This is a genomic window from Hymenobacter sp. BRD67, assembly GCF_013256425.1.
GTDB lineage: Bacteria > Bacteroidota > Bacteroidia > Cytophagales > Hymenobacteraceae > Hymenobacter.
The window spans coordinates 4025333-4048537 of the sequence record NZ_CP053904.1; the positions used below are offsets into that span (position 1 = coordinate 4025333).

Here is a 23205-nt window from a genome sequence, read left to right on the forward strand (position 1 = left end):
GGGGATGGGCAAATCAGAAAAATTCCTTGCGAAGAAACACGCCGTAGTTTTCTTTTAGCACCTTGAAGGGACCGAAGCGACTGAGATTGGCCGCCAGGCCGAAGCCGGCCGTGCGGTAGCTGAGGCCCAGGCGCAGGTAGAGGTAGCTCAGGTCGTGGGCTTCTTCTTGGGTGTTATAGTTGTAGAGGCCCTGCACCCGGCTGTAGAGAGCCAGCCGCTCCGTGAGCTGAGGCTTAAACTCGACCAGGACCAGGCTTTGCAGGTTGTGGGTTTCGGTCAGGTCCACGCTTTGCTCGGCCACCACGAGCCAGGTCGGGTTGGTGAACACGTAATCGAGGCCGCCGGTGGGCCGAAACCCCACTGTTGAGTTCATGTTCAGGCCCCCAAACACCGAGAAACGCGGCAGCAACTCAACCTTGAGTGCGGCACTGGTGAGGTAGCTGTTTTTGGTGGGCTCATTGTGATAATCGGCGCCGAAAGTGGTCAGGTTGAAAAACGCGAACCGGCTGTCGGGCGCAAACTTTCTGTTGACTACCGTTTGCAGGATGAGCTGCTGATGGCCGGCCATGACCTCCACGGGCAAGGGGGCGCCGGCCGGGTGCGGGGCGGCGCCCGGCGCCGGCTCGGCGGTTTGGGCTGCGGCGGGTACGGCCAGCAGCAGGGTGAGGCTGAGTGGAAAGAACTTCATCGAGCAAAAAACAAGGTGGCAGAAATGCCCGGCTCTTGCGAAGCCGGGCTCCGGCGCGCCCGCTTACTTGGGCAGCTTGCTGATGACTTCCTCCAGGTTGATTTTTTGCGCCCGCTGGCCTTCGGGCGTCCCGAAATCGGAGTAGAGCTCCGACAGCATTTGGTTGCCGTCGGTGACGGTCGCGCCCAGGCCGCGCAGGCGGGCGAAGGTCACCTCATCGGCCAGGGGCGTCATGCTGCCGCAGGCGTCGGCCACCACCTGCACGGTGTAGCCGGCGCGCAGGGCCCCTTTCACGGTGTGCATAAGGCAGATGTCTGTGGTGAGACCCGCGACGATGAGCTTCTGGCGACCCGTGGCCTTCACGGCGGCCGCGAAAGCGGGGTCGAGGAAGCAGTTGAGGGTGCCGCCGCGCTTCACGCGCTGGGCGTAGGCTGCGGGAGCCAGCTGCTGCACTTCCTTGATATTGGTGCCAATCTGGACTTCCATCGTGCTCGTAACCACGAGCGGGATGTGCATCTCGGTGCCGAGGCGGGCCAGCAGGCGCACGTTGGCCAGCACGTTTTCCTTGGGTTGACTTTTAATCCAGCCCACAGTCATGTCCTGGTGGTCGACGAGCAGGATGGCGCTGTTTTGCGGCGTAAACGCGGCCGGCAAAGCGGTGGGTTTGGCTGCGGCTGCCGGCTCGGAGCTGGCTTGGGTGGGGGTGCTGCAGCTGCCGAGGCCCAAGGCAGCCACGGTCAGCAGAAGGAGGAAAGGTTTCATCAGACGTAAAAGAGGTTGGTGAAAATGATGTCACAAACCTATCCGTCCGGACTTCTGGCTATTTGGTAACCAAAAGGTTAGCGGTATCCTTGGGGTAACCAGCCACGGCGGTGCTCGCCCGGAACGCCGCGCCCCACTCGCGCAGCTCCACCAGCAGCTTATCGAGCGACTTGCCCAACGGGGCCAGCACGTAGGTAACGGCAATGGTAGGCGAGCCGTGCGGCAGCCGGGTAATCAGCCCATTCGTTTCCAAGTCCTTAAGCTCCTTGCTGAGCATTTTGGCCGACACGCCTTCGATTTCGCGGCTCAGCTCCTTGAACCGCCGGGACCGTAGCCTAGGGCAATGATAATGGGGATTTTCCACTTGCCGTCAATCAGGCTGAGCGTAGCCCGGGCCGAGCGCAGACGCTCGGGGCAGGCAGGAACGTGTGGGATATCCATAACCGGAACGGTTGAGTGAGGTAACCTAAAGGTAACTGGGAGTCTGATGGCTACCAAGGTAAGAAAAAGGCAAGTCGGTACTTTTGATTACCCGGCCCGCTGCTACCAACCGCGGTATCTAGCCCCTAGTTTGGTGGCGCAGTCCGGAGCCGGCGGCCGCAAACTTATTGCCTTACCCCATCTGCGATTTCCTCATGGTTCAGCTTCTCAAGAAAAGCCAGCAAGTCCAAGCCCGCATTTTTGGGGGGCGCTTCGTTGTCAACAAGCCGGTGGCCAGCGGGGCCACGGCCGCCACGGCCCCGTATTCGAACGTATTCTACTGGTCGCACGCCGTGGCGCTGGAGGACTGCGAATTCGCCCTGCACCCACACCAGGGCTTCGAAATCATGACATTCGTGCTGGAGGGCAGCGTGTGCCACTTCGATACGGCGTCGCAGGTCTGGACTCCGCTGCAAACCGGCGATTTCCAAGTTATTCAGTCTGGTAGCGGCTTGCAACACGCCGAGAAAATCAGCGCCGGCACCCGCTCGTTCCAGCTTTGGTTTGACCCCGACTTTGCCCAGGCCCTGCGCCAGGCCCCGGCCTACGTCGATTACCACGACCAGGACTTTGCGCCCGTGCAGGTGCAGGGTGTTACGACGCGTACCTACCTCGGGGCCGGCAGCCCCGCGCACTGCCAAACCGCCGGGCTGACCATTCGCCGGCTTGCCTTTTCGGCCGGGGCTACTATGACACTCCCGCTCGACCCTACTTGTGCCTACACTATGTACGTGCTGGCTGTCACGGGCCATCTCGGCGGCGCTGCCGTGCAAGAGGACGATGCCCTGCGCATTTGGCAGGAGCCAACGGTAGAGGTTGCGTTTACTGACGGTGGTGAATTATTTATTGTGGGGACTCCCCAAGTTCTTAACTATGCGGTGGCATGGGAGCCCCGAACGAAGGCTGTAGCACCCTAGCTTAACGCTCAATCTCGCGGCGGATGACGGTAGTTTGCTCGTCGGGCCGGGCCGCGGCGCCGTACCAGAGGCGCACGCGCACCTCCGTCGGGTGACGGGGTGGCCGGTGGCGTGAAAATGGTGGGTGGCGTGCTTGTTTTTCGAAGAGTCGCAGCAGCCCACGTGGCCGCATTCCATGCAGAGGCGCAGGTGCAGCCAGTCGTCGCCGTTTGCCAGGCACTCTTCGCAGCCTTTGGCCGAAGGCAGTACCGGATGCACGTGGGCGGGGCCGGTGTGGGCGCAACCGCTGTGGGGCTCGGTTTCGAGGTGAATGGGGGTAGCCAAGCCAATCCAGTCGGCGCGCATCATGAGAGCAAGATAGTAAGCAGATTATTAGTGTATTAGTAGCTCAAAAATATCGGTCGCGCCTACCATCCGGGTAGTCCCATTGCGGGCGGCTTTGGTACGAATCCTGGCTGCCCCGCCTGGGTCTCTACAGCAGCTAATGAGGCCAGCGCTGGCGTAGATTCCCTTGCCCACTCGCAACCTACGCTCGCTCCAGCACGACCCGGTCCCAGTGAGCCAGACTGGCCGCGGCCTGGTAAGTGCTTTGCAGGAAGCCGAGGACTGCGTCGGCCGGGTTAGGGGCCGTGCGGGCGGCTTCGTAGGGCAGGAAAAACTCCCCCATCTCGCCGCTGTAAAATGCCGCGACGGGCTCAATGACTGCGTCGGCCACAGCGGGGTTGCCGGGGTAGGCGTAGCTGTAGAAGGCCGCTTCCTGGCCATTGCCGCCGGGCCACCAGCCGGCAGCAATCTGCTCCGCGGAGTAGGATTCGCGCGTCACCCAGTCGGCCAGGTGGGGCATGCCGCCGGGGTGCGGCGGCGCGGGCCGTCCCGAAAAGCGCGTTACCGCCAAATCAAAGGAGCCCCAGAAGAAGTGGACCGGGCTGCACTTGCCCGTGAAGCGCCCGCGAAAGGCGTTCAGCAGCTGGTCGACCGCCAGCAGCACGTCCCAGAACCGGCCTACGGCTGCCGCATCGTACGATTTATGATGTTCGTCCTGATGAAACGGCGTCGTGTCCTCCAGCTCCATTGGCACGGGCCAGAGCTTAACGGCAATGCCGGCTTCGCGTAGCAGGGCCCGGTAGTGGCGATAAAAATCGGCTACCGAGCGGGGCTGTAACGCCAGCTCCAGGCTGCGGCCGGCGCTGGTGTGCACCCGCAGCTTATGCTGGCGAAAATCAAATACCACCTCGCAGGAGCCACCCGCGTAAGGCATCGGGCCGGTGCTCAGGCCGCGGGGCGTGACATACAGCGGCACCTGCCACCAGTGGTTGAGCATGGGACTAAGGGCCAGGCGCGTTTTGCCTACTATCTGCGTCCACAGGTGCAGGGTCTGCCGGGTATCAGCCCAGTCCGCAGCGGGGAGCGCGGGCCAGGTCGAAAAAGGATTAATAGGTTGGTCCATAGTTGATAGGCAGCAGGTTGCGCCAGAGGTGGAGCGGCGGCCAGCATGCCCAAAAGTACCCACTATCGCGCACAGATACCAGGTGCAAATGCTGGTGGTTTGGGTATCAATCCGGGCCAGGAGGCTATCCGTTGGCTGGGCGTTCGTTTGCGGCTACACAAACAGAGAGGTTCTAATTGACCCAGCAGGTGCATAACCGAGTTTCTGATATTGGTACGGGCATGAGTTCGGAGAAATAGGTCAAAATATTCCAGCCTTTCATCACCACGCCCACGAGTGAGGGCACGGGGCCGGGCCTTCCGCTCTTGCACTACATCAATGCCCAGGGCCACGTCGCTACGCTCACCGTCGAGAACCAAGTAAGTCAGAATAATCACTTAAGCATCATGATACTTGTTAGATAGGCGCTAACAAAGCTGCCCTTGGGGGAGTATGCGACAAAGCGGAGCTTGAGAAACACCTTGGCTAGAACAACCAATCTGAGCACGACCACGCAGTAGATAGGAAGCTGGAATAAATGTTTCCGCATAAAAGCACTCCCCGCAGTAACTACCATAAACCGGGACAAACACCGGGACAATACTTCAAGAAAAGGCGTTATTAGTCATTTTTGGCGGTTATTGCGCTCCCTCCTGAAAAGATGTAAAATGAAGCGCTTTTAGCTTAATTGGTAGAAATCTTGGAACCCTTGCACTTTCAGAGGACATAAATGGCGTGTCGGAATGGCTTCGTCAGGTATAAAAGCGCCGCTTAGTTGAAAAATTCCGGTAGGCCGTATCTTGCTGGTTGCTAGTTTTAATGCGACAAGCGCCTGCTGCTGGCTTGCCTTACTTCCCACCCATGACGTTCCTTCAGAAGACTGGCCTGCTGACTGCCTGCGCGGTTTCGTTACTGCTCATGTCCTTCTTGCCCCGGCCTGGAGCGGCACCTGACGATACCTGGCACAGTCTATTTGATGGAAAAACCCTTACGGGCTGGAAGAGGCTGGGGGTACGGCCCGCTATACCGTTGAAAACGGCGCTATTGTGGGAACGACAGTCCTGAATTCGGGCAACACGTTTTTAGTGACGGAGCGGGAGTATGGCGATTTTGACCTGGAGCTGGATGTCAAAATTGAGGGCGCACAAAACAACTCGGGCGTGCAGACGCGCAGCCACTGCGACTCGCTGGCCCAGCCCGGCAACGTATACGGACGGCAAGTCGAGATTGACCCCTCGGCGCGGCGCTGGTCGGGAGGTATCTACGACGAAGCCCGCCGCCAGTGGCTCTACCCGCTCGAGTTGCATCCGCAGGCCAAAACGGCTTTTAAAGCCGGTAAATACAACCACTTCAGGATAGAATGCCTGGGCAACGAGATGAAAACCTGGGTTAATGATGTACCCGTGGCCTACGTGGTGGACCCGGTAGACCCCAAAGGCTTTATCGGCTTGCAGGTCCATGCCATCAGCGAGGCGGCGCAGGCGGGTAAAAAAGTATATTTCAAGAACATTCGTATCAAGACCACGCACCTGCAGCCGAGGGCTTTTCCGGCCGGTGTCTACGTGGCCAACTTCGTCCCCAACTACCTGACGGCCTACGAGCGGCAGCAGGGCTGGAAGCTGTTGTTTGATGGGAAGACCAGTCAGGGCTGGCGTAGCGCCAGGGGGAAGAGTTTTCCGGCGCAGGGCTGGCAGATTGCCGACGGCGCTCTGACGGTGCTGCCCTCGGAAGGGAAGGAGGCTGCCAACGGCGGCGACATCGTGACCACCGACGAGTATAAGGCCTTTGACTTGTCGTTCGAGTTTAAGCTGACGCCGGGAGCCAACAGCGGGGTAAAGTATTTTGTGACGCTGGCCGAGCAAACCGAAGGCTCGGCCATTGGCCTGGAATACCAGGTGCTCGACGACGCGCTGCACCCCGATGCCAAACTGGGGCGGGATGGCGACCGCACCCTGGCCTCCCTCTACGATTTAAAAACGGCCGATAAGCCGGCGCGCTTCGTGCACCCCATCGGGGAGTGGAACGTGGGCCGCGTGGTCGTGTACACCACCAACCACGTCGAGCATTACCTCAACGGGGCCAAAGTGCTGGAGTATGAGCGGGGCTCGCCCGAATTCCGCCGCCTGGTAGCCCAGAGCAAGTACCACGTCTGGCCCAACTTCGGCGAGGCCCCAGCCGGTCACCTGCTGCTGCAAGACCACGGCAACCGCGTGTCGTTTCGCAGCATCAAGCTCAAAGAGCTGAAATAGCGCTGCTTATTCGGCCCTTTCTCCTTGTAGCTGCGAGTAGATGGCCTGTATTTCCAGGCGGTCTATGGGTTTATGAATGAGGCGCGTAACCAGGTCATAGGTCTTCGCCTTTTCCATGTCGGTCAGCGCCAAAGAAGAAGTAAGAATAAAAATATGGCAATGGCCGCGCAATAGATTCTCGTGCGGAGCCAACGCATCCAGAAACTGCCAGCCATTCATAAGGGGCATATTCAAATCCAGGAAAATAACGGCCGGCGCCTCCGTCGGGGCTGCTGCAAGAGCATGGCCAGCGCCGCCTCCGCCGACTCGAAGGTGGAGATAGCAGTGGAAAACTGCTCTATTCGTAAGAGCCTTTCGGTAAGGTAGTTGGCCAGCGGGTCGTCGTCAATCAGGAACGTTTTCATACGTAGCTCAGCCAAAGCTCAGGGTAAAGCACGTTCCCTCCTCGACTCGACTATCCACTTTTACGTAGCCACCCATGGCTTCGACGTGCGCTTTAACCAGAAATAAGCCGATACCCCGGCCTTCGGAAGTAGTGTGAAAGCGCTTATATAGCTCAAATACACTATTGCCGGCTTTTTCGAGGTCGAACCCTAAGCCGTTGTCAGTCACCGTTACCTGGGTGCCCTGGCCGGGCGTGCGGGTAGCTGCTACCTCTATGCGTAGCGGACGCTGCTCGGAGCGGTACTTGATGGAGTTAGCCAATAGATTATAAAAAATGCTGTGAAAATAAGCCCGGTTGCCGGGCAGTCGCAGCTCATCGGAAATTGCGCAGGTGATGCTGCCGCCGCAGTCGAGCAGGGCCTGGGACAGCGCCTGGCGCACTTGCTCGCACACAGCGGCCAGGTGCACAGGCTCGGAGCGACTTATCCGCGCCTTGCTGCGAATGGAGAGAATGGTATTAACATCGGCAATAATGGTGTCGAGCTGATGCAAGCTGGTTTGCAGATGCCGCAGGGAAGTATCAAAGGCCGCGGAGCTTTTCCTTTCGTGGGTAAGCAGGTTGGCAAAGCCCCGGGCATTGGCCAGCGGAGCCCGCAGGTTGTGCGAGACAATATAGCCAAATTGCTGCAAATCAGAATTTTGCTCAGACAGCTCCTGCGCCATCTGGCGTTGTTTTTCTTCCGCTTCCTTGCGCTCGGTAATATCCTGCATAGAGCCAATCATGCGCACGGCCTGGCCCGCTGCATCGCGGATAATATGGCCCCGGTCAAATACATTGGCCCAGGAGCCGTTGGCCCGCTGAAAGCGGTATTCCTGCTGCCAGTGCGTGCGGCGCGTTTCATGGACTATGCGCAGCAGGTCATGAACGGAGTGGGCGACATCGTCGGGGTGCACAAAGTCGGACCATTGCCGAAACTCGGTGGGGTTGCGGACCAGGTGATGGCCAAACAGGGCTTCGAAGCCTTCGCCCCAAAGCAAAGTGTTGGCGGTTACATTCCAATCGTAAATGGCATCGGTCGTAGCTTTCAGCACATACATAAACCGCTCGTTGCTGTCCCGCAGGTCCTCTTCTATCTTTTTCTGCGCCGTCAGGTCGTGCACATTGCCAACCAGCTGATTGCAGACACCGGCCTCGTCAAAAACCGGCGTCACCGACACTTCGCCTATCCGGCGGCCGGTAGGATACTCGGTCGTTTCCTGCCAGGTCACCCGCTGCCGGGTCGTGATGGCCTGGTGATAATAGCGTAGCACCACGCTCAGCGACGGCTCAGGGATAATTTCCTGCACCAGTCGGCCAACAACCTGGGCAACGGGCAAGCCGGTTGCCTTCTGAAAAGCCTGGTTAACAACTAAAAACCGGTACTGCTGCCGGGGCGCTACGTCCAGTACAAAAAGCACGTCGGAGACACTCTGAAAGATGACGGCCAGCTGTGATTGCTCCGGCTCTTTAAGCGCCAGAGCTGCTGGGGACGTCGTTGGCGCGGGCCGGGCCTGCACCCCGATGCCGGTAAGCTCATGCGCATGGCCGAGCACCGGAAATGACGTAAGCAGCACGGCATGTGCCCGGCTGCCAGGGCCCGGCCAGTCTACTTCCAGGGTGAGCGCAGTGCCCTGCTGCGCTTTTTCAAGCCATGCTTCGGCCGACGTACGCTCGGCAGGGCTGAGCAGCCCGGTAAATGCCTGCCCCCGAAGTGCCTCCGTGGTATAGCCGGTAAGGTGCGTAAAGGCCTCGTTTAGCACCGTGAACTCGCCCTGCCTATTCAGCCAAAAGGCGGCTTCCGAGTAGAGCCTCGGCTGGGTATCTGAAGGTGTTGCGTCAAGGCTCATACCTCTTCAAAAAACTGCGTGATAGACGAAGCTGCGCCGGAAATGCAGAAAATTTTAAATTTCCCCGCAAACTACAGGGTAGCCGGCCAGTGTTGCAGCATGAACGACTTATCAAAGTTAATTTATGAATAAAGGAAGACAAGCAGGTTGGGGCGCGTCGCTGGGCATAACGTAAGTGCTACCCCGGCCGGCTTGTGCTCAGCAGCCTGTTTTGTCGAGAAACAAAGAACCCGGCCGGGCTGCGGCAACGCAGCGCAGACGGGTTCCTGCTAAAAGGCCATGCGCATGGCTTACCAGAATACCGAGTACAGCGCTACAATGAGGCCTACCACCAGGGTGGCGCCGGCCGTGAACGTGGGGTTGGGACGGAACATGCTGCGCTCGATTTCGAGGCCGTTGGTTTTTACGCCGCGGCTGTTTTCAAGCAGGCTGATAAGGACCATGCCGATAATGCAGAACACGAACACAAAGCCCATGCGGTCGAGGAAGGGAATCTCGTAGCGGCCGGCCACCGGCACCGAAAAGCCGAACGGCGCCAGAAACGAGAGGTCCATCATGCCCGGCAAAAACTTGAGCAGCACCGACAGCAGAAAGCCGCCGATGGTGGCAAACAGCGCGGCGCTCGATGTGGCTTTCTTCCAGAAAAAGCCCAGGATGAACATGGCAAAAATACCCGGCGACACGAAGCCCGTGTATTCCTGAATGTACTGGAAGCCGCCTTTTTTGTCGATGCCCAGGTTGGGCGCGATGAGCACGCCCAGAATCATAGCCACCACCACCGCGATTTTGCCCACAGCCACCATGCGCTTCTCTGAGGCATCCACGTTGAGGACCTTCTTGTACACGTCGAGGGTGAAGATGGTGGCGATGGAGTTGGCTTTGCCGGCCAGCGAGGCTACCACGGCCGCCGTGAGCGCAGCGAACGAAAGGCCTTTCAAGCCCACGGGCAAAATGTTGAGCAGCACGGGGTAAGCGCGGTCGGGGTTTAGCTCGCCGCCCTGCATCATCTCCGAGCCAAATACGTTTTGCTTGTACAGCACGTAGGCCGCAATGCCCGGCAGCACCACGATAACGGGCATCAGCAGCTTAAGAAAAGCTGCGAACAGCAAGCCGCCGCGGGCCGTGGGCAGGTCGGCCCCGAGGGCCCGCTGCGTGATGTACTGGTTGCAGCCCCAGTAGTTGAGGTTCACAATCCACATGCCGCCGAGCAGCACCGTGAGGCCCGGTAGGTCGATGTAGTTGGGGTTATCCCGCTTGAAAATCATGTGGAAGTGGTCGTTGGCCTGCGTGGTGAGCAGGTGAAAGCCATTCAGTACGCCGGTAGTGCCGTTGTGCTCCGCCACCAGATTCAGGGCCAGATAGGTAGTAGCCAGGCCGCCCAGAATGAGGAAGAATACCTGGATAACGTCGGTGAAGCCAATCACTTTCATGCCGCCCAGCGTGATGATGACGGCGAAAATAGCCAGCGCGTACATGCAGAAATTCAGGTTCAGGCCCGCGATGCTGCTCACGGCAATGGCCCCGAGGTAAAGAATCGAGGTCAGATTGACTACTACATAAAGCAGCAGCCAGAAAATAGCCATAATCATGGCCACCGTGCCGTTGTAGCGCTGGTGCAGAAACTGCGGCATGGTGAATATCCGGTTTTTAAGATATACCGGAATGAAGAATACCGCCACGATAATGAGCGTGATGGAGGCCATCCACTCGTAGGTGGCAATGGCCAGGCCCATCTTGAAGCCCGAGCCCGACATGCCCACAAACTGCTCGGCCGAGATGTTGGAGGCGATGAGCGACGAGCCGATGGCCCACCACGTCAGCGAGCCTTCCGCCAGAAAATAATCCTTAGAATCGCCTTCGATAGTGCCGTCGTGGCCGGTCTTGCGGTTGTAAATCCAAATGCCGTAGCCGGCAACTATCAGAAAATAAACGAAAAAGACTATGTAGTCTAACGTAGCCAGCTGGTGCATAGGGCGGGAAAAAACGAATGGAAAACGAAAGTAGGGGAAATTTTGGCGGGCCGGGCTATGCAATCGATTGCAACCGAATAAAACGGGGTTTTAAGGCTCCAGATGCCACCAGTCGACCAGCGCGGCCCCTGGGCTGGCCGCACCCGCCGTGCCCAGGCAAAACAGGCCCACCTTGGCACCCACCCACTTGCCCTTGTGGGCAGTAAACTCGGTGCCCAGCGGCTGAAATCGGTTGCCATCGAGGCTGTAGCTGAACTGGCACCTGGCCCCCGGCTGCACCGCAACCCGCAGGTACAGGGGCTGGCCGGCGGGTACTGTTACGGGCGCTGTGCTGGCTTCGGGGCTGCCTTTGTCGGCCTGGAGGCAGGTGCGCTGACTTAGCTGAAGCCGGTCGCCCTGGCGGGTAAGCACCAGGCTGGCGTAGTCCATGCCGAGCACAACGAGGCCCGCCTGCTCGCCCTCGTTTCGGGGCTGAAAGGTGAGTTTGGCCGTTGCCGTAAACTGCGGAGCCGGCAGCTTTTGCATCAGCAGGTTGGGCACTAGCCACAGGTTTTTGGCCTCGGCGGGGGTGGGCACCGCGTTGAGTGTCAGCGAGCCGGCGGTAGGGGAGGGGAGGGCGAGCCAGCCCGGCTGCGGGTCGGCCTGCCACTGCCATTGCAGGCCCAGGGTTTTGCCGGCAAACTCATCGGAAGTGGCGGGCACGGCCACCGCTACCTTAGCCTGCACGGCGGGCTTGCGGTACGTGAGCACGGGCTCGCCGGTGCCGTCGCCGTCGGGGTCGAGGCCGATAACGGGCCAGTCATTTTTCCAGGTCATGGGCTGCAGGTGCACCACCCGGCCGTAGGCATCCTGGTCCTGGAAGTGCAGAAACCAGTCTTCCTTGCCATCGGGCGTATCGACCCACGCGCCCTGGTGCGGGCCGTTAATTGCGCTTTTGCCCTGCGCCATCACGATTTTATCCTCATAAGGCCCGAACACGCTCTTGCTGCGCAGCGCCACCTGCCAGCCGGTGGGCACGCCGCCGCCCGGCGCAAAGATGTAGTAGTAGCCGTGGCGCTTGTAAAACTTGGGCCCCTCGATGGTCGGGTGGTGCTGGTGCCCGTCGAATACCAGCTTGTCGTCGCCCATGAGGCTCAGCCCGTCGGGGGCCATCTCACTAACGTTAATAACACTCTTGATGCCCGCGCGGCTGCCCGCAAAGGCGTGCACGAGGTAGGCGCGGCCGTCCTCGTCCCAGAGCGGGCAGGGGTCAATCCAGCCTTTGGCGGCTTTTACGCACACCGGCGCCGACCACGGGCCGGCCGGGTTGCGGGCCCGCGTCACAAAAATGCCAAGGTCGGGGTCGGGGTAATAGAGATAAAACTCTTTGTTGTGGTAGCGCAGCGCCGGAGCCCACACGCCGTTGCCGGGCTGCACCTGGTCGTAGCGCGAGCGCGGCAGCTGCACCGGCAGCGCAGTACCGATAATGGTCCAGTTAACCAGGTCTTTGGAGTGCAGAATCTGCAGGCCCGGCACCGAGCTGAAGCTCGACGAGGTGAGGTAATAATCATCGCCCACCCGCACTACGTCGGGGTCAGAATAATCGGCGTACAGCACCGGGTTTTTATACTGGCCGTTGCCCAGGTCGGGCACCCAGGGTCCGGGGCTGGCAGGGGTTTGGGCAGATGCAGGTAGCGCCAGGCTCGCAGCAGCCAGCGTAAAAAGCAGCGAAAAAAAGCGCATAAAGAACCAGGAATTGCCAGAATAACGGCTCAAGGTAGAAAAGCCACTGCATAAGCTGCCAGTAGCTCAGTAGGAGCGCAGGACTACGCATTGGCCTGGCGTTGTAATTTTGTAGGCATACCTAATTTTTGTGCTCGTGAAAAAAGCGTTGTACCTCATCGGCTCGCCCAACCAAACCACGCAGATGCACCGCGTGGCGCAGCTGCTGGAAGATGAGTACGAGCCTTACTTCAGCCAGCTGTACTACGATGGCTGGATGCGCGGCTTCTACGAGTGGCTGCTGCGCAATAACATCCTGGATAAGACCATTGTGCAGGGCCTGGTAAAGGAGAAAGCCGACCGCTACGTGGCCCAGCACCAGCTGCGCCGTGACTTCGAAAACCGCGAGCTGGGGTATGCCTACGACCTCATCGTGTGCTGCTCCGACATTGTGGTGCCCTGGCCGCTGCTGAAGAAAACCAAGTCGGTGTTTGTGCAGGAAGGCATGACCGACCCGCTCAACCTGTGGGCGCGGCTCGTGAAGCGCTTCACCAATTTTCCCATTCTGGCCATCGGCACCGCGCTCAATGGCATGAACAACTGCTGCGACATTTATTGCGTGGCCTCGCCCGGCTACGCCGAGCATTTCGAGAAAATCGGGGTCGATAAGGATAAGCTTGTGGTAACCGGCATCCCCAACTTCGACGACGTAGAAAAGCTGCGCAACAATACGTTTCCGCACCACGGCTACGTGCTGGTGGCTACCACCGACATGCGCGAAACCTTTCGGCGCGACAACCGCAAGCAGTTTATCCGCCACGCCACGCGCATTGCCGCCGGGCGGCCCATGATTTTTAAGTTTCACCCCAACGAAGACATGGCCCGCGCCACGGCCGAGGTGCGCCAGTACGCACCGCCCGGCACGCTCATCTTTACCGAAGGCAACACCGAGGAGATGATTGCTAACTCCGTAGAGCTCATAACGCAATACAGTACCGTGGCCTACGTTGGGCTGGCGCTGGGGATTCCGGTGCATTCCTACTTCGATGTGGAAGACCTCAAGCGCAAGCTGCCCATTCAGAACGGCGGCACCAGCGCCCGGCGCATTGCCGACATCTGCCGGCAGTTTGGGCGGTTTGAGGGGTCCGGGCCCCAGTTTTTAAAGCAGTACAAACCCCAGCCCGCACCTGAGCGCCAGGCGGAGCTTACCGAAGCCCGGCATTCCCGATAGTATCTAGTGTTTTATGCTTACGCTCATTCAGGCCCGGCGCGGCTCTTCGCGCCTCCCCGATAAAGTCAGCCTTGACCTCTGCGGCCGGCCGCTGCTGGTGCGCCAGGTCGAGCGCGTGCAGCGGGCCCGGCTGGCGGGCCGAGTGGCCGTCATCACCACCGACGAGCCCGGCGATGACGCGCTTGTTGAAATATGCAATAAGTACGATATTAATGTTTTTCGCGGCAATGCCCTCGACCTGCTCGACCGCCACTACCAGGCCGCCCGGCACTTCGGCGAAACCGAGGCGATAGTAAAAATACCGAGCGACTGCCCGCTCATCGACCCGGCTATTATTGACAAAGTGCTGTCAATATATATGAAAACTATCGGGCAGTATGATTTCGTGAGCAATCTGCATCCCGCCACCTACCCCGATGGCAACGATGTAGAGGTAATGACCTTCGCCGCTCTCGAAACAGCCTGGCGCGAGGCGCGCCGCCCGCTGGAGCGCGAGCATACCACGCCGTTTTTCTGGGAGAATCCCGACCGCTTTCGACTCGCCAACGTGACGTGGGAGACGGGTCTGGATTATTCCATGTCGCACCGGTTTACCATCGACTATCCGGCTGACTATGAGTTCATAAAAGCGGTATACGAAGCACTTTATCCAGCAAACCCTCATTTTGGGCTGGAAGATATTCTGACTTTATTAAAACAAAGGCCAGACATTTACGCCTTAAACGCCGACCTGGCCGGTGTAAACTGGTACCGCAATCACCTCGACGAATTGAAAACCGTGGATGCGGGTAAGACAAAGCAAGTATAATTCACTATATAACGTCACGCTGAGCACAGTAAAGCATCTTGCTCGCACCGCTAGGGTAGTAGCGCAATGATTCGAGCGAGATGCTTCACTGCGCTCAGCATGACAACGATTTTGATTTGACATTTCTATGACTTCTGAAAAAAAACAAGCGCTCTCCGAGCTCGCCCTGCGCGTGCGTGAGCACATCGTCCGCCTCAGCACCGATGGCGGCTGCTTTACCGGGGCTTCGCTGAGCTGCGCCGACCTGCTGGTGTACCTCTACGCCGACTTCCTCAACGTGCACCCCGGCAACCTCCAGGACCCCGAGCGCGACTACCTCTTCCTGAGCAAGGGCCACGACGTGCCGGCCCTCTACGGTACCTTTGCCGAGCTGGGCTTCATGCCCAAGGAGCGGCTCAGCAATCACCTGAAGTCGAACGACTCCATCTACTGGCACCCTAACCGCAGCGTGCCGGGCGTCGAGTTTCACTCGGGCTCGCTGGGCCACCTGCCGAGCGTAGCGCTGGGTGTGGCCCTCGATGCGCGCATGCGCGGCCAGCAGCAGCACGTTATCGTTATCACCGGCGACGGCGAGCTGAACGAGGGCACCTGCTGGGAGGCCCTACTCGTAGCCAGCGCCCACAAGGTCAACAACCTGACCATCGTGGTAGACCGCAATCATTTTCAGGCCAATATCGCCACCGAAGACCTCATTCCGCTGGAGCCGCTGGCCCCCAAGTTCGAGGCGTTTGGCGCCGTGGTAAAGCGCATCGACGGGCACGATTTTACGGCCCTGGAAGAAGCTTTTACGGCCCTGCCGTTCAGTTCCGACAAGCCTTCGGTTATCATCTGCGACACGGTGCGCGGCCGGGGCCTGCCCAGCATCGAGCGCCGCGCCGACCGCTGGTTCTGTAATTTCTCGAGTGAGGAGATTACCTCACTGCTGAAAGAGCTGCACAGCCAGGAGGCCACCAAGCTGACGAGCGAAACGTTGACGGTACGCTAAAAATCAGTTTGTCATGCTGACGAAGGAAGCATCTTATCACGGCTGCCTTCGCCAGAATCCCTCTTACCTACCCGAGCGCCGCGAACGTGATAGGATGCTTCGCAGGCTCAGCATGACATCAAAAATGAATTACGAACAACTTATCCACGAAACTGCCCTGGCCGACGAGCGCCTGCTGGTGATGACGGCCGAAAACCGCGCCCTTATCCGCAACCTGCCCGGGCCGCTGGGTGCCCGCTTCATCGACACCGGCATCACGGAGCAAACCATGATTGGCGCGGCGGCCGGCCTGGCCCTGCGCGGGCGCGTGCCGGTAGTGCACGCCCTGGCGACGTTCCTTACGCTGCGGGCGTTTGAGTTTATTCGCACCGACGTGGGTATTCCGCATTTGCCGGTGAAAATCAGCGCCTTCGTACCCGGCTTTTTGTCGGACGGCAACGGCCCGACCCACCAGGCCATCGAAGACGTTTCGCTCATGCGCGGCATTCCGGGCATGACGGTTTTCGCCCCCGCCGACGAGCAGGATATGCTGGCCATGCTGCCCGCCATCTGGGCCTCGCCCGACCCCGCTTATCTGCGCGTCAATACCCGGCCCGCTACTTACCAGCACACCCCGTTTGAAATTGGCAAGGCTGAGATTGTGAGCGAAGGCAAGGACATCACCATCCTCACCTACGGGATGCTGTTTGAGCAGGCGCTCATAGCCAAAGACTTACTAACCCAGGCCGGCTACTCGGTGGGCCTCGTTAACCTGCGCAGCCTCAAGCCGCTGGATGAAGCGGCGGTGCTCAAGGTGGTGCGTGGCGGCAGCCTGGTCGTGACCCTGGAAGACCACTTCCAGACCGGCGGCCTCTACTCCATTCTGGCCGAGTTGCTGCTCGCCCACGAGCTGACTGCCAAGGTGCTGCCGCTGGCGCTCAAAGAGCGCTGGTACAAGCCCGGCCTGCTGAGCGAAGTGCTCGAATACGAAGGCTTTACCGGCCAGCACATTGCCCGCCGCATCGGCGAGCGCCTGGGCGACGGCGCGCATACCTTTGGCGCCAAAACCAAAGTGGTTGAAAACGAATTTGCCGAGTAATTTTTTAAATGTGAAGATGTGTGGAATGTGGGAATGTGAAAATATTCTTTAACAGGAAACAGGTAGCGATAACCAGCTAATTCATTTTCACATTTCCCACATTCAGCACATTTCCACATTCAAAAGATGAATTTCCCAAAATCCGACGACCTCTACGCCCGGGCGCAGAAAATAATGACCCCCGTTACCCAGACCCTCGCCAAGGGGCCGGGCCAGTACACCAAAGGCGCTTCGCCCAAGTACGTGAAGCGCGGCAAGGGCTCGCACGTGTGGGATGTCGATGGCAATGAATATATTGACTATCAGATGGGTATTGGTCCGCTTTCGCTGGGCTATGCCTACCCGCGCGTCGATGAGGCCATCAAGGCGCAGCTCGAAGACGGCATCACCTTCTCGATGATGCACGAGCTGGAAGTAGAGGTGGCGGAGCTGATTCACGAGATTATTCCTAATGCCGAAAGTATCCGCATCTCCAAAACCGGCGCCGACGTGTGCTCGGCGGCGGTGCGCGTGAGCCGGGCCTTCACCGGCCGTAAGGACGTGCTGTGCTGCGGCTACCACGGCTGGCACGACTGGTACATCGGCACCACGAGCCGCGACAAGGGTATCCCGCAGGAAAGCAAGGACCTGGTGAGCGCGTTTGAGTACAACAACCTCGACTCGTTCAAAGAGTTGCTGACCCCGGACGTGGCCTGCGTCATCCTGGAGCCGTTCATTTTCGACGCGCCCAAGGACAACTTCCTGCACGAAGTAGCCCGCCTCTGCAAGGAGAACGGCACGCTGCTGATTTTCGACGAGATGTGGACCGGCTTCCGCATCGCCATCGGCGGCGCGCAGGAGTATTTCGGTATCACGCCCGACCTCGCAGTTTACTCTAAAGCGTGCGCCAACGGCATGCCCATCGCGCTGCTGACCGGCCGTAAGGACGTTATGCAGCTGTTTGAGCAGGACGTATTTTTCTTCACCACCTTCGGCGGCGAAGCCCTGAGCCTGGCGGCTACCATCGCCACCATCAGCGAGATGCGCGAGAAGAACGTGCCCGCGTTCCTGGCCAGCCAGGGCAACAAGCTCAAGGAAGGCTACAACAAAATCGCCGCCGACCTCGGCCTGAGCCAATACACCAAGTGCTACGGCTATGACTGCCGCAGCATCGTCACGTTCGACGCCAGCGCCGGCAACCCGCTGGAAGTAAAAGCTTTCGTGCAGCAGGAGCTGTTCAAGCAGGGCATTCTGTGGGGCGGCTTCCACAACATGAGCTTCTCGCACACCGACGAAGACGTGGCCAAGACCCTGGCGGCCTACGAAGCCGTGCTGCCCCTGCTGAAGGAGGCCATCGAGAAGGGCGACGTAGCCAGCCGCCTCGAAGGCGAGCCGGTAGAGGCCGTATTCCGCAAGGTGACCAACGCCGCGCCGGTGAAGGCGAAGTAGTTGCGCGACAAGCATATGAATTTCTTCGATTTAACCAACAAAACGGCCATTGTCACCGGCGCATGCGGCCTCATTGGCCAGAAGCACTGCGAAGCCCTGGCCCTGGCCGGCGCCAACGTGGTCGTGGCCGACCTCCACCTCGACAAAGCCCGCGAAGTAGCCGCCAGCCTGCCCGGCGGGATTCACCTGCCACTGGCCGTAGACGTGACGTCGCCTGAGTCGCTGGCTGCCGCGCGCGATACCATTATCGAGCACTTCGGCCACATCGATGTGCTGGTGAACAATGCCGCCATCAACGACATGTTTGAGAACCCGGCGCTGGCCGCCGACCTCAGCAAGTTTGAGAATTTTCCGCTGGCTACCTTCACGAAAGTGCTGGAGGTGAACGTGACGGGTATCTTCCTGGCCGCCCAGGTATTCGGTACGCCGATGGCCGAGCAGGGCAGCGGCTCCATCATCAACGTGGCCAGCACTTATGGTATCGTGGGGCCCGACCAGAGCATTTACCGTAACGAGGCCGGCGAGCAAACCTTTTATAAGTCACCGTCTTATCCCATGACCAAGGGCGCGGTGGTGAACTTCACCCGCTACCTGGCCGCCTACTGGGGAGCCAAGGGAGTGCGCGTGAACACACTCTCGCCGGGCGGCGTCGAAAACAGCCAGGACGCCTTCTTCGTGAAGCAGTACAGCGCCAAAACGCCCCTGGGCCGTATGGCCCTGCCCACCGACTACCAGGGCGCGGTGGTATTTCTCGCGTCCGACGCCTCGGCCTACATGACCGGGGCCAACCTGGTAGTAGATGGCGGCTGGACCGCCATTTAGGTATTAATTTCGACTATTATTTCACCAGAATTTTATATGAAGCACGCTGACCTGGCTGCCAAAGCCCGCCGCATCAAGCTGCTACTTACTGATTGCGACGGCGTGCTGACCGATGGAGGCGTATATTACGGCGAAAGTGGTGAAGTATTAAAAAGATTTAATATTCGCGACGGCATGGGCGTGGAGCGCCTGCGGGCCGTGGGCGTCGAAACGGGTATCGTGACCGGCGAGCGCTCACCTTCGGTGCAGAAGCGGGCCGATAAGCTGAAAATCAGCGAATTGCACCTAGGCATCAAGGACAAGGCTACCTTGCTCAGTGAGATTTTGACTCGCCTCAGCCTCACGGCCGAGCAGGTCGCTTTTCTGGGCGATGATACCAACGACGTGGAAATCCTGGGTCTGGTAGGTCTGGCGGCCTGCCCCGGCGATGCCACGGTTTTTGCCCGCCGCGCCGCCGACTACCGCTGCCAGGCGCACGGCGGGCACGGCGCTTTCCGCGAGCTGGCCGAGCTGATTATCAGCTGCCAGACCGGCGGGCTGCCTGCCACCCACGACGAACATTCCGAATAACTTTAACCGGTGGGCGCGCCGACTATTTCTTCCACTCATTTTCTCTTCATTCTACCCAATGAGTATCGTTCAAATCAAGAAAAACCGCGCTATCGGCCCCGGCCAGCCGTGCTACATCATTGCCGAAATCGGCATCAACCACAACGGCTCGCTCGATATTGCCAAGCAGCTGATTGACGCGGCCGTAACCGCCGGCTGCGACGCCGTGAAGTTTCAGAAGCGCACCCCCGAGCTGTGCGTACCCAAAGACCAGTGGGAGAAAATGCGCGATACCCCCTGGGGCCGCATGAGCTACATCGACTACAAGCGCAAAACGGAGTTTGGCCAGGAAGAATACACGGCCATCGACGACTACTGCAAGGCCCGCGGCATCGATTGGTTTGCCTCGTGCTGGGATGAGCCGTCGGTCGATTTCATGGAGCAGTTTCAGCCGGTGCTCTACAAAATGGCCTCCGCTTCGCTCACCGACAAGCCCCTGCTCGACCGCGTGCGCGCCACCGGCCGCCCGCTGATGCTGAGCACCGGCATGAGCACCCAGCAGGAAATCACCGACGCTGTAGCCTACGTGGGGCTTGATAACCTGATGATTGCGCACTCCACCTCGGCTTACCCCTGCCCGCCTCAGGAGCTGAACCTGCGCATGGTGCAGACCCTGATGGCCCAGTTTCCGGGTACGCCCATCGGCTACTCGGGCCACGAAACCGGCCTGAGCACTACCGTCACGGCCGTGGCGCTGGGTGCCACGTTTGTGGAGCGCCACTTTACCCTCGACCGCGCCATGTGGGGTTCCGACCACGCGGCCAGCGTAGAGCCCGGCGGCATGGCCAAACTCGTGCGCGACATCCGCGACACCGAAGCCGGCCTCGGCGACGGGGTGAAGGTGGTGTACGAAAGCGAGAAAGAGCCCCTGCGTCGCCTGCGCCGCGAGGTGTCGGCCGCGTAGAGCGCTTTAATCCTGAGGTTAAAAAGAACGTCATGCTGAGCTTGCCGAAGCATCTCTACCGCGCCGTTAGAATTACTACTCTATACGGCGCGAGCGAGATGCTTCGGCAAGCTCAGCATGGCGTTCTTATTTAGAGCGTTCTTATTTTTACAGCAAAGCCTATTCCCTGGCCACCAGGCGAACATTCCAGTGCGCCCGGCAGTTAGGCCCATAGTTATCACGTAGTTTAGTTGCTATGTTAGCGTCGATAAGCGAGTTTTATCACAGCCTCAACGCCGTAGGGCGCACTACCTTCATTACTACGCCGATACTGCTGCTGGCCGTGGTAGTGCTGCTGGTGCTGGAGCGCCGGTTTCCGTACCGCAAGGGCCTGCCATTTTTCCGCGAGGGCTTGTTCGTCGACTTGTTCTGGTACACGCTGGTGCAGAGCTATTTTCTGCAAATCCTGATTTTCGGATTCATCATTGCGCCGCTGGCCGCGCACTTTGGGGCGCGGTTTCACCTGGTGAGTAGCTGGCCGGTGGCGGCGCAAGTAGGCTTTTTTGTAATAACCCACGACTTTTACATCTATTGGTTTCACCGCTTTCAGCACAGCAGCGCGTTTTTTTGGCGCACCCACGAGGCGCACCACTCGGGCAAGCAGGTAGACTGGCTGGCCGGCTCGCGCTCGCACATCATGGAGATTGTCATCAATCAGACCATTGAGTTTGCGCCCATTATTTTACTGGGTGCCAACCCGATAGTGGTGCCCATTAAGGCGCTGATTGATGCAGTTTGGGGCATGTACATTCATGCCAACATCGACGTGAAATCGGGTAAGCTCCAGTATGTTATCAATGGTCCCGAGATGCACCTCTGGCACCACGCCGACCACGAGGAGGTGTACTATGCCAACTTCTCGACCAAGTTCGCGGTCTGGGACTGGCTGTTTGGCACCGCTTTTTTGCCCCATAACCGCAAGCCCGAGCGTTGGGGCCTGCCCTATGCCTTTCCGAAAGACTATTTTGCCCAGCATGCCTTTTCGGTAGTTCGCTTCGATGAGGCAGCGCTAGCCGAAAAATCAAAGCTGTTTCGCTATTACCACGGCCTGCGCTGGCGCGTACTGGGCTGGCTTGGCAGCCGAATGCCGGCCGCCAAAGTATTGCAGGGCTGGGAGGTGCCCGAGCAGGTGCATACTACTGTGCCGGCCCCGCGCCCCGGTGGCAACCCTTCCGGGGCTGCACCCGTTGCTTCTGCTTCTGCCGATTCTTCTCGCCCCGTTGCCACTGCCGCCTCTTGACTTTCAGCTTCAACCCCGCCTGGCTTTACCTGCTGCTGGCTTCCGTAATGGAAGTGTGCTGGAACTACAGCCTCAAATACACGAGTGTGGCCAAGATTAAGGCCATCGACTGGTCGCATTTCTTCGCCGCTCCGGCTGGTATTACTACCTTGCTGCCGGCTATCGGCTACGTGGGCTTCGGTGTGGCCAACGTATTCTTTTTCTCCAAGGCCCTCAACGTAATACCCGCCTCCACGGCCTTCGCTATCTGGATGGGCATCGCCCTGGTAGGCATCAAAATCGTGGACACGCTGGTGCTCAAAGAGGCTTTCCAGTGGGCGCACGTTTTCTACATCGGGTGCATTCTGGTTGGCATCATCGGGCTGAAACGAACTTCATAATAAGTTCATTTAATGTGTAGTTAATGCCTGCTGCATCTGCTACCTTTGGCGATGGATAACCGCGCCGCTATGAAAAAGGACCTGCACAACATATTTGGCAAGGTATCGCTGTCTATTGAGTATGACCGCGCCAACCACCTCATTTACAATGATTGGCAGGGGTACCAAACGCTCGAAAGCATCATGCTCGGGCCAACGCCTACCTCGATGAGCTGGTGCGCTACAAGTGTCCCTACCTGCTCAACGACAATACCAACCTGATGGGGCCCTGGGACCACGCTGTGGCCTGGATTTCCGAAGACTGGACGCCCCGCGCCATTGCCCTGGGCCTCACGCACTTCGCGCACGTCGTCAGCTCCGAGTCGTTTGCTGCTCTTTCGGCCGAAGCCATGTATACCAGCATTGGCACCAGCTTTCAGATGCGCATCTTCGGCAGCCGCACCGAGGCCCGCCACTGGCTGCGCGATGCGCAGCAGGCCGCCAAGGTATTGGCTTAGCGTAAGGAAGAAGTTATTGTATAATAAAAATACTATATAACAAAAGGCTGCCCCGTAAGAGGCAGCCTTTTGTTATATAGGGCGCAGGCGGGCAAATTAAGCCGCGGCCTGCTTGGCAAACTGCACGTTGATGGTCAGCTTCACGTCGTCGCCGAGCACAATGGCGCCGGCTTCGGTGATGCCGCCCCAGGTCAGGCCGTATTCCTTACGGTTTACTTTACCTGTGATTTCGAAGCCGGCCTTGGTATTGCCGTAGAAATCGACGGCCGTGCCGCCATATTCCACGTCGAGCGTGACGGGCTTGGTGACGTCCTTCATGGTGAGGTTGCCCACAAGCTTGTACTCATTACCGCTCGTTTTGGTAAACGAAGTCGACTCAAACTTAATCTGCGGATACTGCGCGGCGTTGAAGAAGTCTTCGCCTTTCAGGTGCTGGTCGCGCTGCTCCTGATTCGTGTCAACGCTGTTCACATCAAGCGAAAACTCAATCTGCGCGTTTGAGAAATCGTCGCCCTCGGTCTGAGCCGTACCCTGGAACGTTTTGAACGAGCCGGTAACGGTAGAAATCACCAGGTGCTTGATTTTAAACTGCACTTCGGAGTGCATCGGGTCCAGGACCCATTTGGTAGTAGCCATGCTGAAAAGGAGAAAAGGGTGAAACGTTTGACAAATATACACCCTTTTTCCTAAATCATGTACCAACATCAATTATTTCATTTC

General features: G+C 58.9%; 25 protein-coding genes. 14 read left to right on the plus strand and 11 right to left on the minus strand.

Going from position 1 to position 23205, the window contains the following annotated elements; genetic code table 11:
• Positions 1-13: 13 nt before the first annotated feature.
• The 3 genes from GKZ67_RS18825 to GKZ67_RS18835 form a co-directional block, all read right to left on the minus strand.
• Positions 14-688 (minus strand): hypothetical protein, encoded by a 675-nt coding sequence (locus GKZ67_RS18825; protein ID WP_173240525.1) that lies wholly within the window; start codon positions 686-688, stop codon positions 14-16.
• Positions 689-751: 63 nt separating this feature from the next.
• Positions 752-1450: an isochorismatase family protein gene (locus GKZ67_RS18830; protein ID WP_173245495.1), complete on the minus strand. Its 699-nt coding sequence runs from the start codon at positions 1448-1450 to the stop codon at positions 752-754.
• Between the two features lie 58 nt (positions 1451-1508).
• A complete protein-coding gene (locus GKZ67_RS18835) occupies positions 1509-1814 on the minus strand; it encodes a winged helix-turn-helix transcriptional regulator (protein WP_173245498.1) in 306 nt (101 codons plus the stop codon).
• Positions 1815-2085: 271 nt separating this feature from the next.
• Between GKZ67_RS18835 and GKZ67_RS18840 the strand changes: the two genes are divergently transcribed.
• Positions 2086-2847, plus strand: coding sequence for a pirin family protein (locus GKZ67_RS18840; protein WP_173245502.1), 762 nt, complete (start codon positions 2086-2088; stop codon positions 2845-2847).
• On the opposite strand, the gene GKZ67_RS24805 is transcribed toward GKZ67_RS18840, so the two are convergent.
• Both GKZ67_RS24805 and GKZ67_RS18850 read right to left on the minus strand, forming a co-directional pair.
• On the minus strand, positions 2770-3195 hold the full coding sequence (locus GKZ67_RS24805; protein WP_317172187.1) for a UBP-type zinc finger domain-containing protein: 426 nt from the start codon (positions 3193-3195) through the stop codon (positions 2770-2772). The two genes, GKZ67_RS18840 and GKZ67_RS24805, sit on opposite strands and share 78 nt — an antisense overlap.
• A 178-nt stretch (positions 3196-3373) precedes the next feature.
• Positions 3374-4294, minus strand: coding sequence for a DUF5996 family protein (locus GKZ67_RS18850; RefSeq protein ID WP_173245505.1), 921 nt, complete (start codon positions 4292-4294; stop codon positions 3374-3376).
• 974 nt (positions 4295-5268) lie between these two features.
• Between GKZ67_RS18850 and GKZ67_RS18855 the strand changes: the two genes are divergently transcribed.
• On the plus strand, positions 5269-6522 hold the full coding sequence (locus GKZ67_RS18855) for a DUF1080 domain-containing protein (RefSeq protein WP_317172316.1): 1254 nt from the start codon (positions 5269-5271) through the stop codon (positions 6520-6522).
• A gap of 6 nt (positions 6523-6528) precedes the next feature.
• Here GKZ67_RS18855 and GKZ67_RS18860 read toward each other — a convergent pair whose 3' ends face one another.
• From GKZ67_RS18860 to GKZ67_RS18880, 5 genes are all read right to left on the minus strand, one after another.
• Positions 6529-6750, minus strand: coding sequence for a hypothetical protein (locus GKZ67_RS18860; protein ID WP_254245285.1), 222 nt, complete (start codon positions 6748-6750; stop codon positions 6529-6531).
• A gap of 2 nt (positions 6751-6752) precedes the next feature.
• A complete protein-coding gene (locus tag GKZ67_RS18865; protein ID WP_173245508.1) occupies positions 6753-6926 on the minus strand; it encodes a hypothetical protein in 174 nt (57 codons plus the stop codon).
• Between the two features lie 7 nt (positions 6927-6933).
• Positions 6934-8793, minus strand: a complete 1860-nt coding sequence (locus GKZ67_RS18870) for a PAS domain-containing sensor histidine kinase (RefSeq protein WP_173245511.1) — start codon at positions 8791-8793, stop codon at positions 6934-6936.
• 290 nt (positions 8794-9083) lie between these two features.
• Positions 9084-10763 (minus strand): sodium/sugar symporter, encoded by a 1680-nt coding sequence (locus GKZ67_RS18875; RefSeq protein WP_173245514.1) that lies wholly within the window; start codon positions 10761-10763, stop codon positions 9084-9086.
• A gap of 90 nt (positions 10764-10853) precedes the next feature.
• Positions 10854-12485: a glycoside hydrolase 43 family protein gene (locus GKZ67_RS18880; RefSeq protein WP_173245518.1), complete on the minus strand. Its 1632-nt coding sequence runs from the start codon at positions 12483-12485 to the stop codon at positions 10854-10856.
• 136 nt (positions 12486-12621) lie between these two features.
• Between GKZ67_RS18880 and GKZ67_RS18885 the strand changes: the two genes are divergently transcribed.
• From GKZ67_RS18885 to GKZ67_RS18940, 12 genes are all read left to right on the plus strand, one after another.
• The gene (locus GKZ67_RS18885) at positions 12622-13695 is read left to right on the plus strand and encodes a hypothetical protein (RefSeq protein ID WP_254244937.1); all 1074 of its coding nucleotides are present in this window, start codon (positions 12622-12624) and stop codon (positions 13693-13695) included.
• 13 nt (positions 13696-13708) lie between these two features.
• Positions 13709-14503: a cytidylyltransferase domain-containing protein gene (locus GKZ67_RS18890; protein WP_173245521.1), complete on the plus strand. Its 795-nt coding sequence runs from the start codon at positions 13709-13711 to the stop codon at positions 14501-14503.
• A gap of 127 nt (positions 14504-14630) precedes the next feature.
• Positions 14631-15488, plus strand: a complete 858-nt coding sequence (locus tag GKZ67_RS18895) for a transketolase (RefSeq protein ID WP_173245524.1) — start codon at positions 14631-14633, stop codon at positions 15486-15488.
• Positions 15489-15612: 124 nt separating this feature from the next.
• Complete coding sequence (locus tag GKZ67_RS18900; protein ID WP_173245527.1) at positions 15613-16566, plus strand: transketolase family protein; 954 nt, start codon at positions 15613-15615, stop codon at positions 16564-16566.
• A 126-nt stretch (positions 16567-16692) separates the two neighbouring features.
• Positions 16693-17994: an aminotransferase class III-fold pyridoxal phosphate-dependent enzyme gene (locus tag GKZ67_RS18905; protein ID WP_173245531.1), complete on the plus strand. Its 1302-nt coding sequence runs from the start codon at positions 16693-16695 to the stop codon at positions 17992-17994.
• A gap of 15 nt (positions 17995-18009) precedes the next feature.
• On the plus strand, positions 18010-18816 hold the full coding sequence (locus tag GKZ67_RS18910; protein ID WP_173245534.1) for an SDR family oxidoreductase: 807 nt from the start codon (positions 18010-18012) through the stop codon (positions 18814-18816).
• A gap of 36 nt (positions 18817-18852) precedes the next feature.
• On the plus strand, positions 18853-19386 hold the full coding sequence (locus GKZ67_RS18915) for a KdsC family phosphatase (protein WP_173245537.1): 534 nt from the start codon (positions 18853-18855) through the stop codon (positions 19384-19386).
• Positions 19387-19444: 58 nt separating this feature from the next.
• Complete coding sequence (locus GKZ67_RS18920; RefSeq protein WP_173245540.1) at positions 19445-20329, plus strand: N-acetylneuraminate synthase family protein; 885 nt, start codon at positions 19445-19447, stop codon at positions 20327-20329.
• Between the two features lie 235 nt (positions 20330-20564).
• Entirely contained in the window at positions 20565-21608 is a 1044-nt protein-coding gene (locus tag GKZ67_RS18925) for a sterol desaturase family protein (RefSeq protein ID WP_173245543.1), read from the plus strand.
• Positions 21605-21988 (plus strand): DMT family transporter, encoded by a 384-nt coding sequence (locus tag GKZ67_RS18930; protein ID WP_151086885.1) that lies wholly within the window; start codon positions 21605-21607, stop codon positions 21986-21988. The genes GKZ67_RS18925 and GKZ67_RS18930 overlap by 4 nt, the downstream gene beginning before the upstream one ends.
• Positions 21989-22057: 69 nt before the next feature.
• Entirely contained in the window at positions 22058-22249 is a 192-nt protein-coding gene (locus GKZ67_RS18935; protein WP_173245546.1) for a hypothetical protein, read from the plus strand.
• Positions 22204-22485 (plus strand): hypothetical protein, encoded by a 282-nt coding sequence (locus GKZ67_RS18940; protein WP_173245549.1) that lies wholly within the window; start codon positions 22204-22206, stop codon positions 22483-22485. The genes GKZ67_RS18935 and GKZ67_RS18940 overlap by 46 nt, the downstream gene beginning before the upstream one ends.
• Before the next feature lie 96 nt (positions 22486-22581).
• Here the strand turns inward: GKZ67_RS18940 and GKZ67_RS18945 are convergent, their stop codons facing one another.
• Positions 22582-23121, minus strand: coding sequence for a YceI family protein (locus GKZ67_RS18945; protein ID WP_173245552.1), 540 nt, complete (start codon positions 23119-23121; stop codon positions 22582-22584).
• Between the last annotated feature and the right edge of the window lie 84 nt (positions 23122-23205).

Excerpts from the sequence above, each read along its gene's own strand:
- GKZ67_RS18905 (WP_173245531.1), top strand. The coding sequence starts at position 16,693 with ATGAATTTCCCAAAATCCGACGACCTCTACGCCCGGGCGCAGAAAATA.
- GKZ67_RS18880 (WP_173245518.1), bottom strand. The coding sequence starts at position 12,485 with ATGCGCTTTTTTTCGCTGCTTTTTACGCTGGCTGCTGCGAGCCTGGCG.
- GKZ67_RS18910 (WP_173245534.1), top strand. The coding sequence starts at position 18,010 with ATGAATTTCTTCGATTTAACCAACAAAACGGCCATTGTCACCGGCGCA.
- GKZ67_RS18840 (WP_173245502.1), top strand. The coding sequence starts at position 2,086 with ATGGTTCAGCTTCTCAAGAAAAGCCAGCAAGTCCAAGCCCGCATTTTT.
- GKZ67_RS18860 (WP_254245285.1), bottom strand. The coding sequence starts at position 6,750 with ATGCCCCTTATGAATGGCTGGCAGTTTCTGGATGCGTTGGCTCCGCAC.
- GKZ67_RS24805 (WP_317172187.1), bottom strand. The coding sequence starts at position 3,195 with ATGATGCGCGCCGACTGGATTGGCTTGGCTACCCCCATTCACCTCGAA.
- GKZ67_RS18935 (WP_173245546.1), top strand. The coding sequence starts at position 22,058 with ATGAAAAAGGACCTGCACAACATATTTGGCAAGGTATCGCTGTCTATT.
- GKZ67_RS18900 (WP_173245527.1), top strand. The coding sequence starts at position 15,613 with ATGAATTACGAACAACTTATCCACGAAACTGCCCTGGCCGACGAGCGC.
- GKZ67_RS18945 (WP_173245552.1), bottom strand. The coding sequence starts at position 23,121 with ATGGCTACTACCAAATGGGTCCTGGACCCGATGCACTCCGAAGTGCAG.
- GKZ67_RS18895 (WP_173245524.1), top strand. The coding sequence starts at position 14,631 with ATGACTTCTGAAAAAAAACAAGCGCTCTCCGAGCTCGCCCTGCGCGTG.
- GKZ67_RS18875 (WP_173245514.1), bottom strand. The coding sequence starts at position 10,763 with ATGCACCAGCTGGCTACGTTAGACTACATAGTCTTTTTCGTTTATTTT.
- GKZ67_RS18830 (WP_173245495.1), bottom strand. The coding sequence starts at position 1,450 with ATGAAACCTTTCCTCCTTCTGCTGACCGTGGCTGCCTTGGGCCTCGGC.
- GKZ67_RS18915 (WP_173245537.1), top strand. The coding sequence starts at position 18,853 with ATGAAGCACGCTGACCTGGCTGCCAAAGCCCGCCGCATCAAGCTGCTA.
- GKZ67_RS18825 (WP_173240525.1), bottom strand. The coding sequence starts at position 688 with ATGAAGTTCTTTCCACTCAGCCTCACCCTGCTGCTGGCCGTACCCGCC.
- GKZ67_RS18925 (WP_173245543.1), top strand. The coding sequence starts at position 20,565 with ATGTTAGCGTCGATAAGCGAGTTTTATCACAGCCTCAACGCCGTAGGG.
- GKZ67_RS18870 (WP_173245511.1), bottom strand. The coding sequence starts at position 8,793 with ATGAGCCTTGACGCAACACCTTCAGATACCCAGCCGAGGCTCTACTCG.
- GKZ67_RS18865 (WP_173245508.1), bottom strand. The coding sequence starts at position 6,926 with ATGAAAACGTTCCTGATTGACGACGACCCGCTGGCCAACTACCTTACC.
- GKZ67_RS18850 (WP_173245505.1), bottom strand. The coding sequence starts at position 4,294 with ATGGACCAACCTATTAATCCTTTTTCGACCTGGCCCGCGCTCCCCGCT.
- GKZ67_RS18920 (WP_173245540.1), top strand. The coding sequence starts at position 19,445 with ATGAGTATCGTTCAAATCAAGAAAAACCGCGCTATCGGCCCCGGCCAG.
- GKZ67_RS18890 (WP_173245521.1), top strand. The coding sequence starts at position 13,709 with ATGCTTACGCTCATTCAGGCCCGGCGCGGCTCTTCGCGCCTCCCCGAT.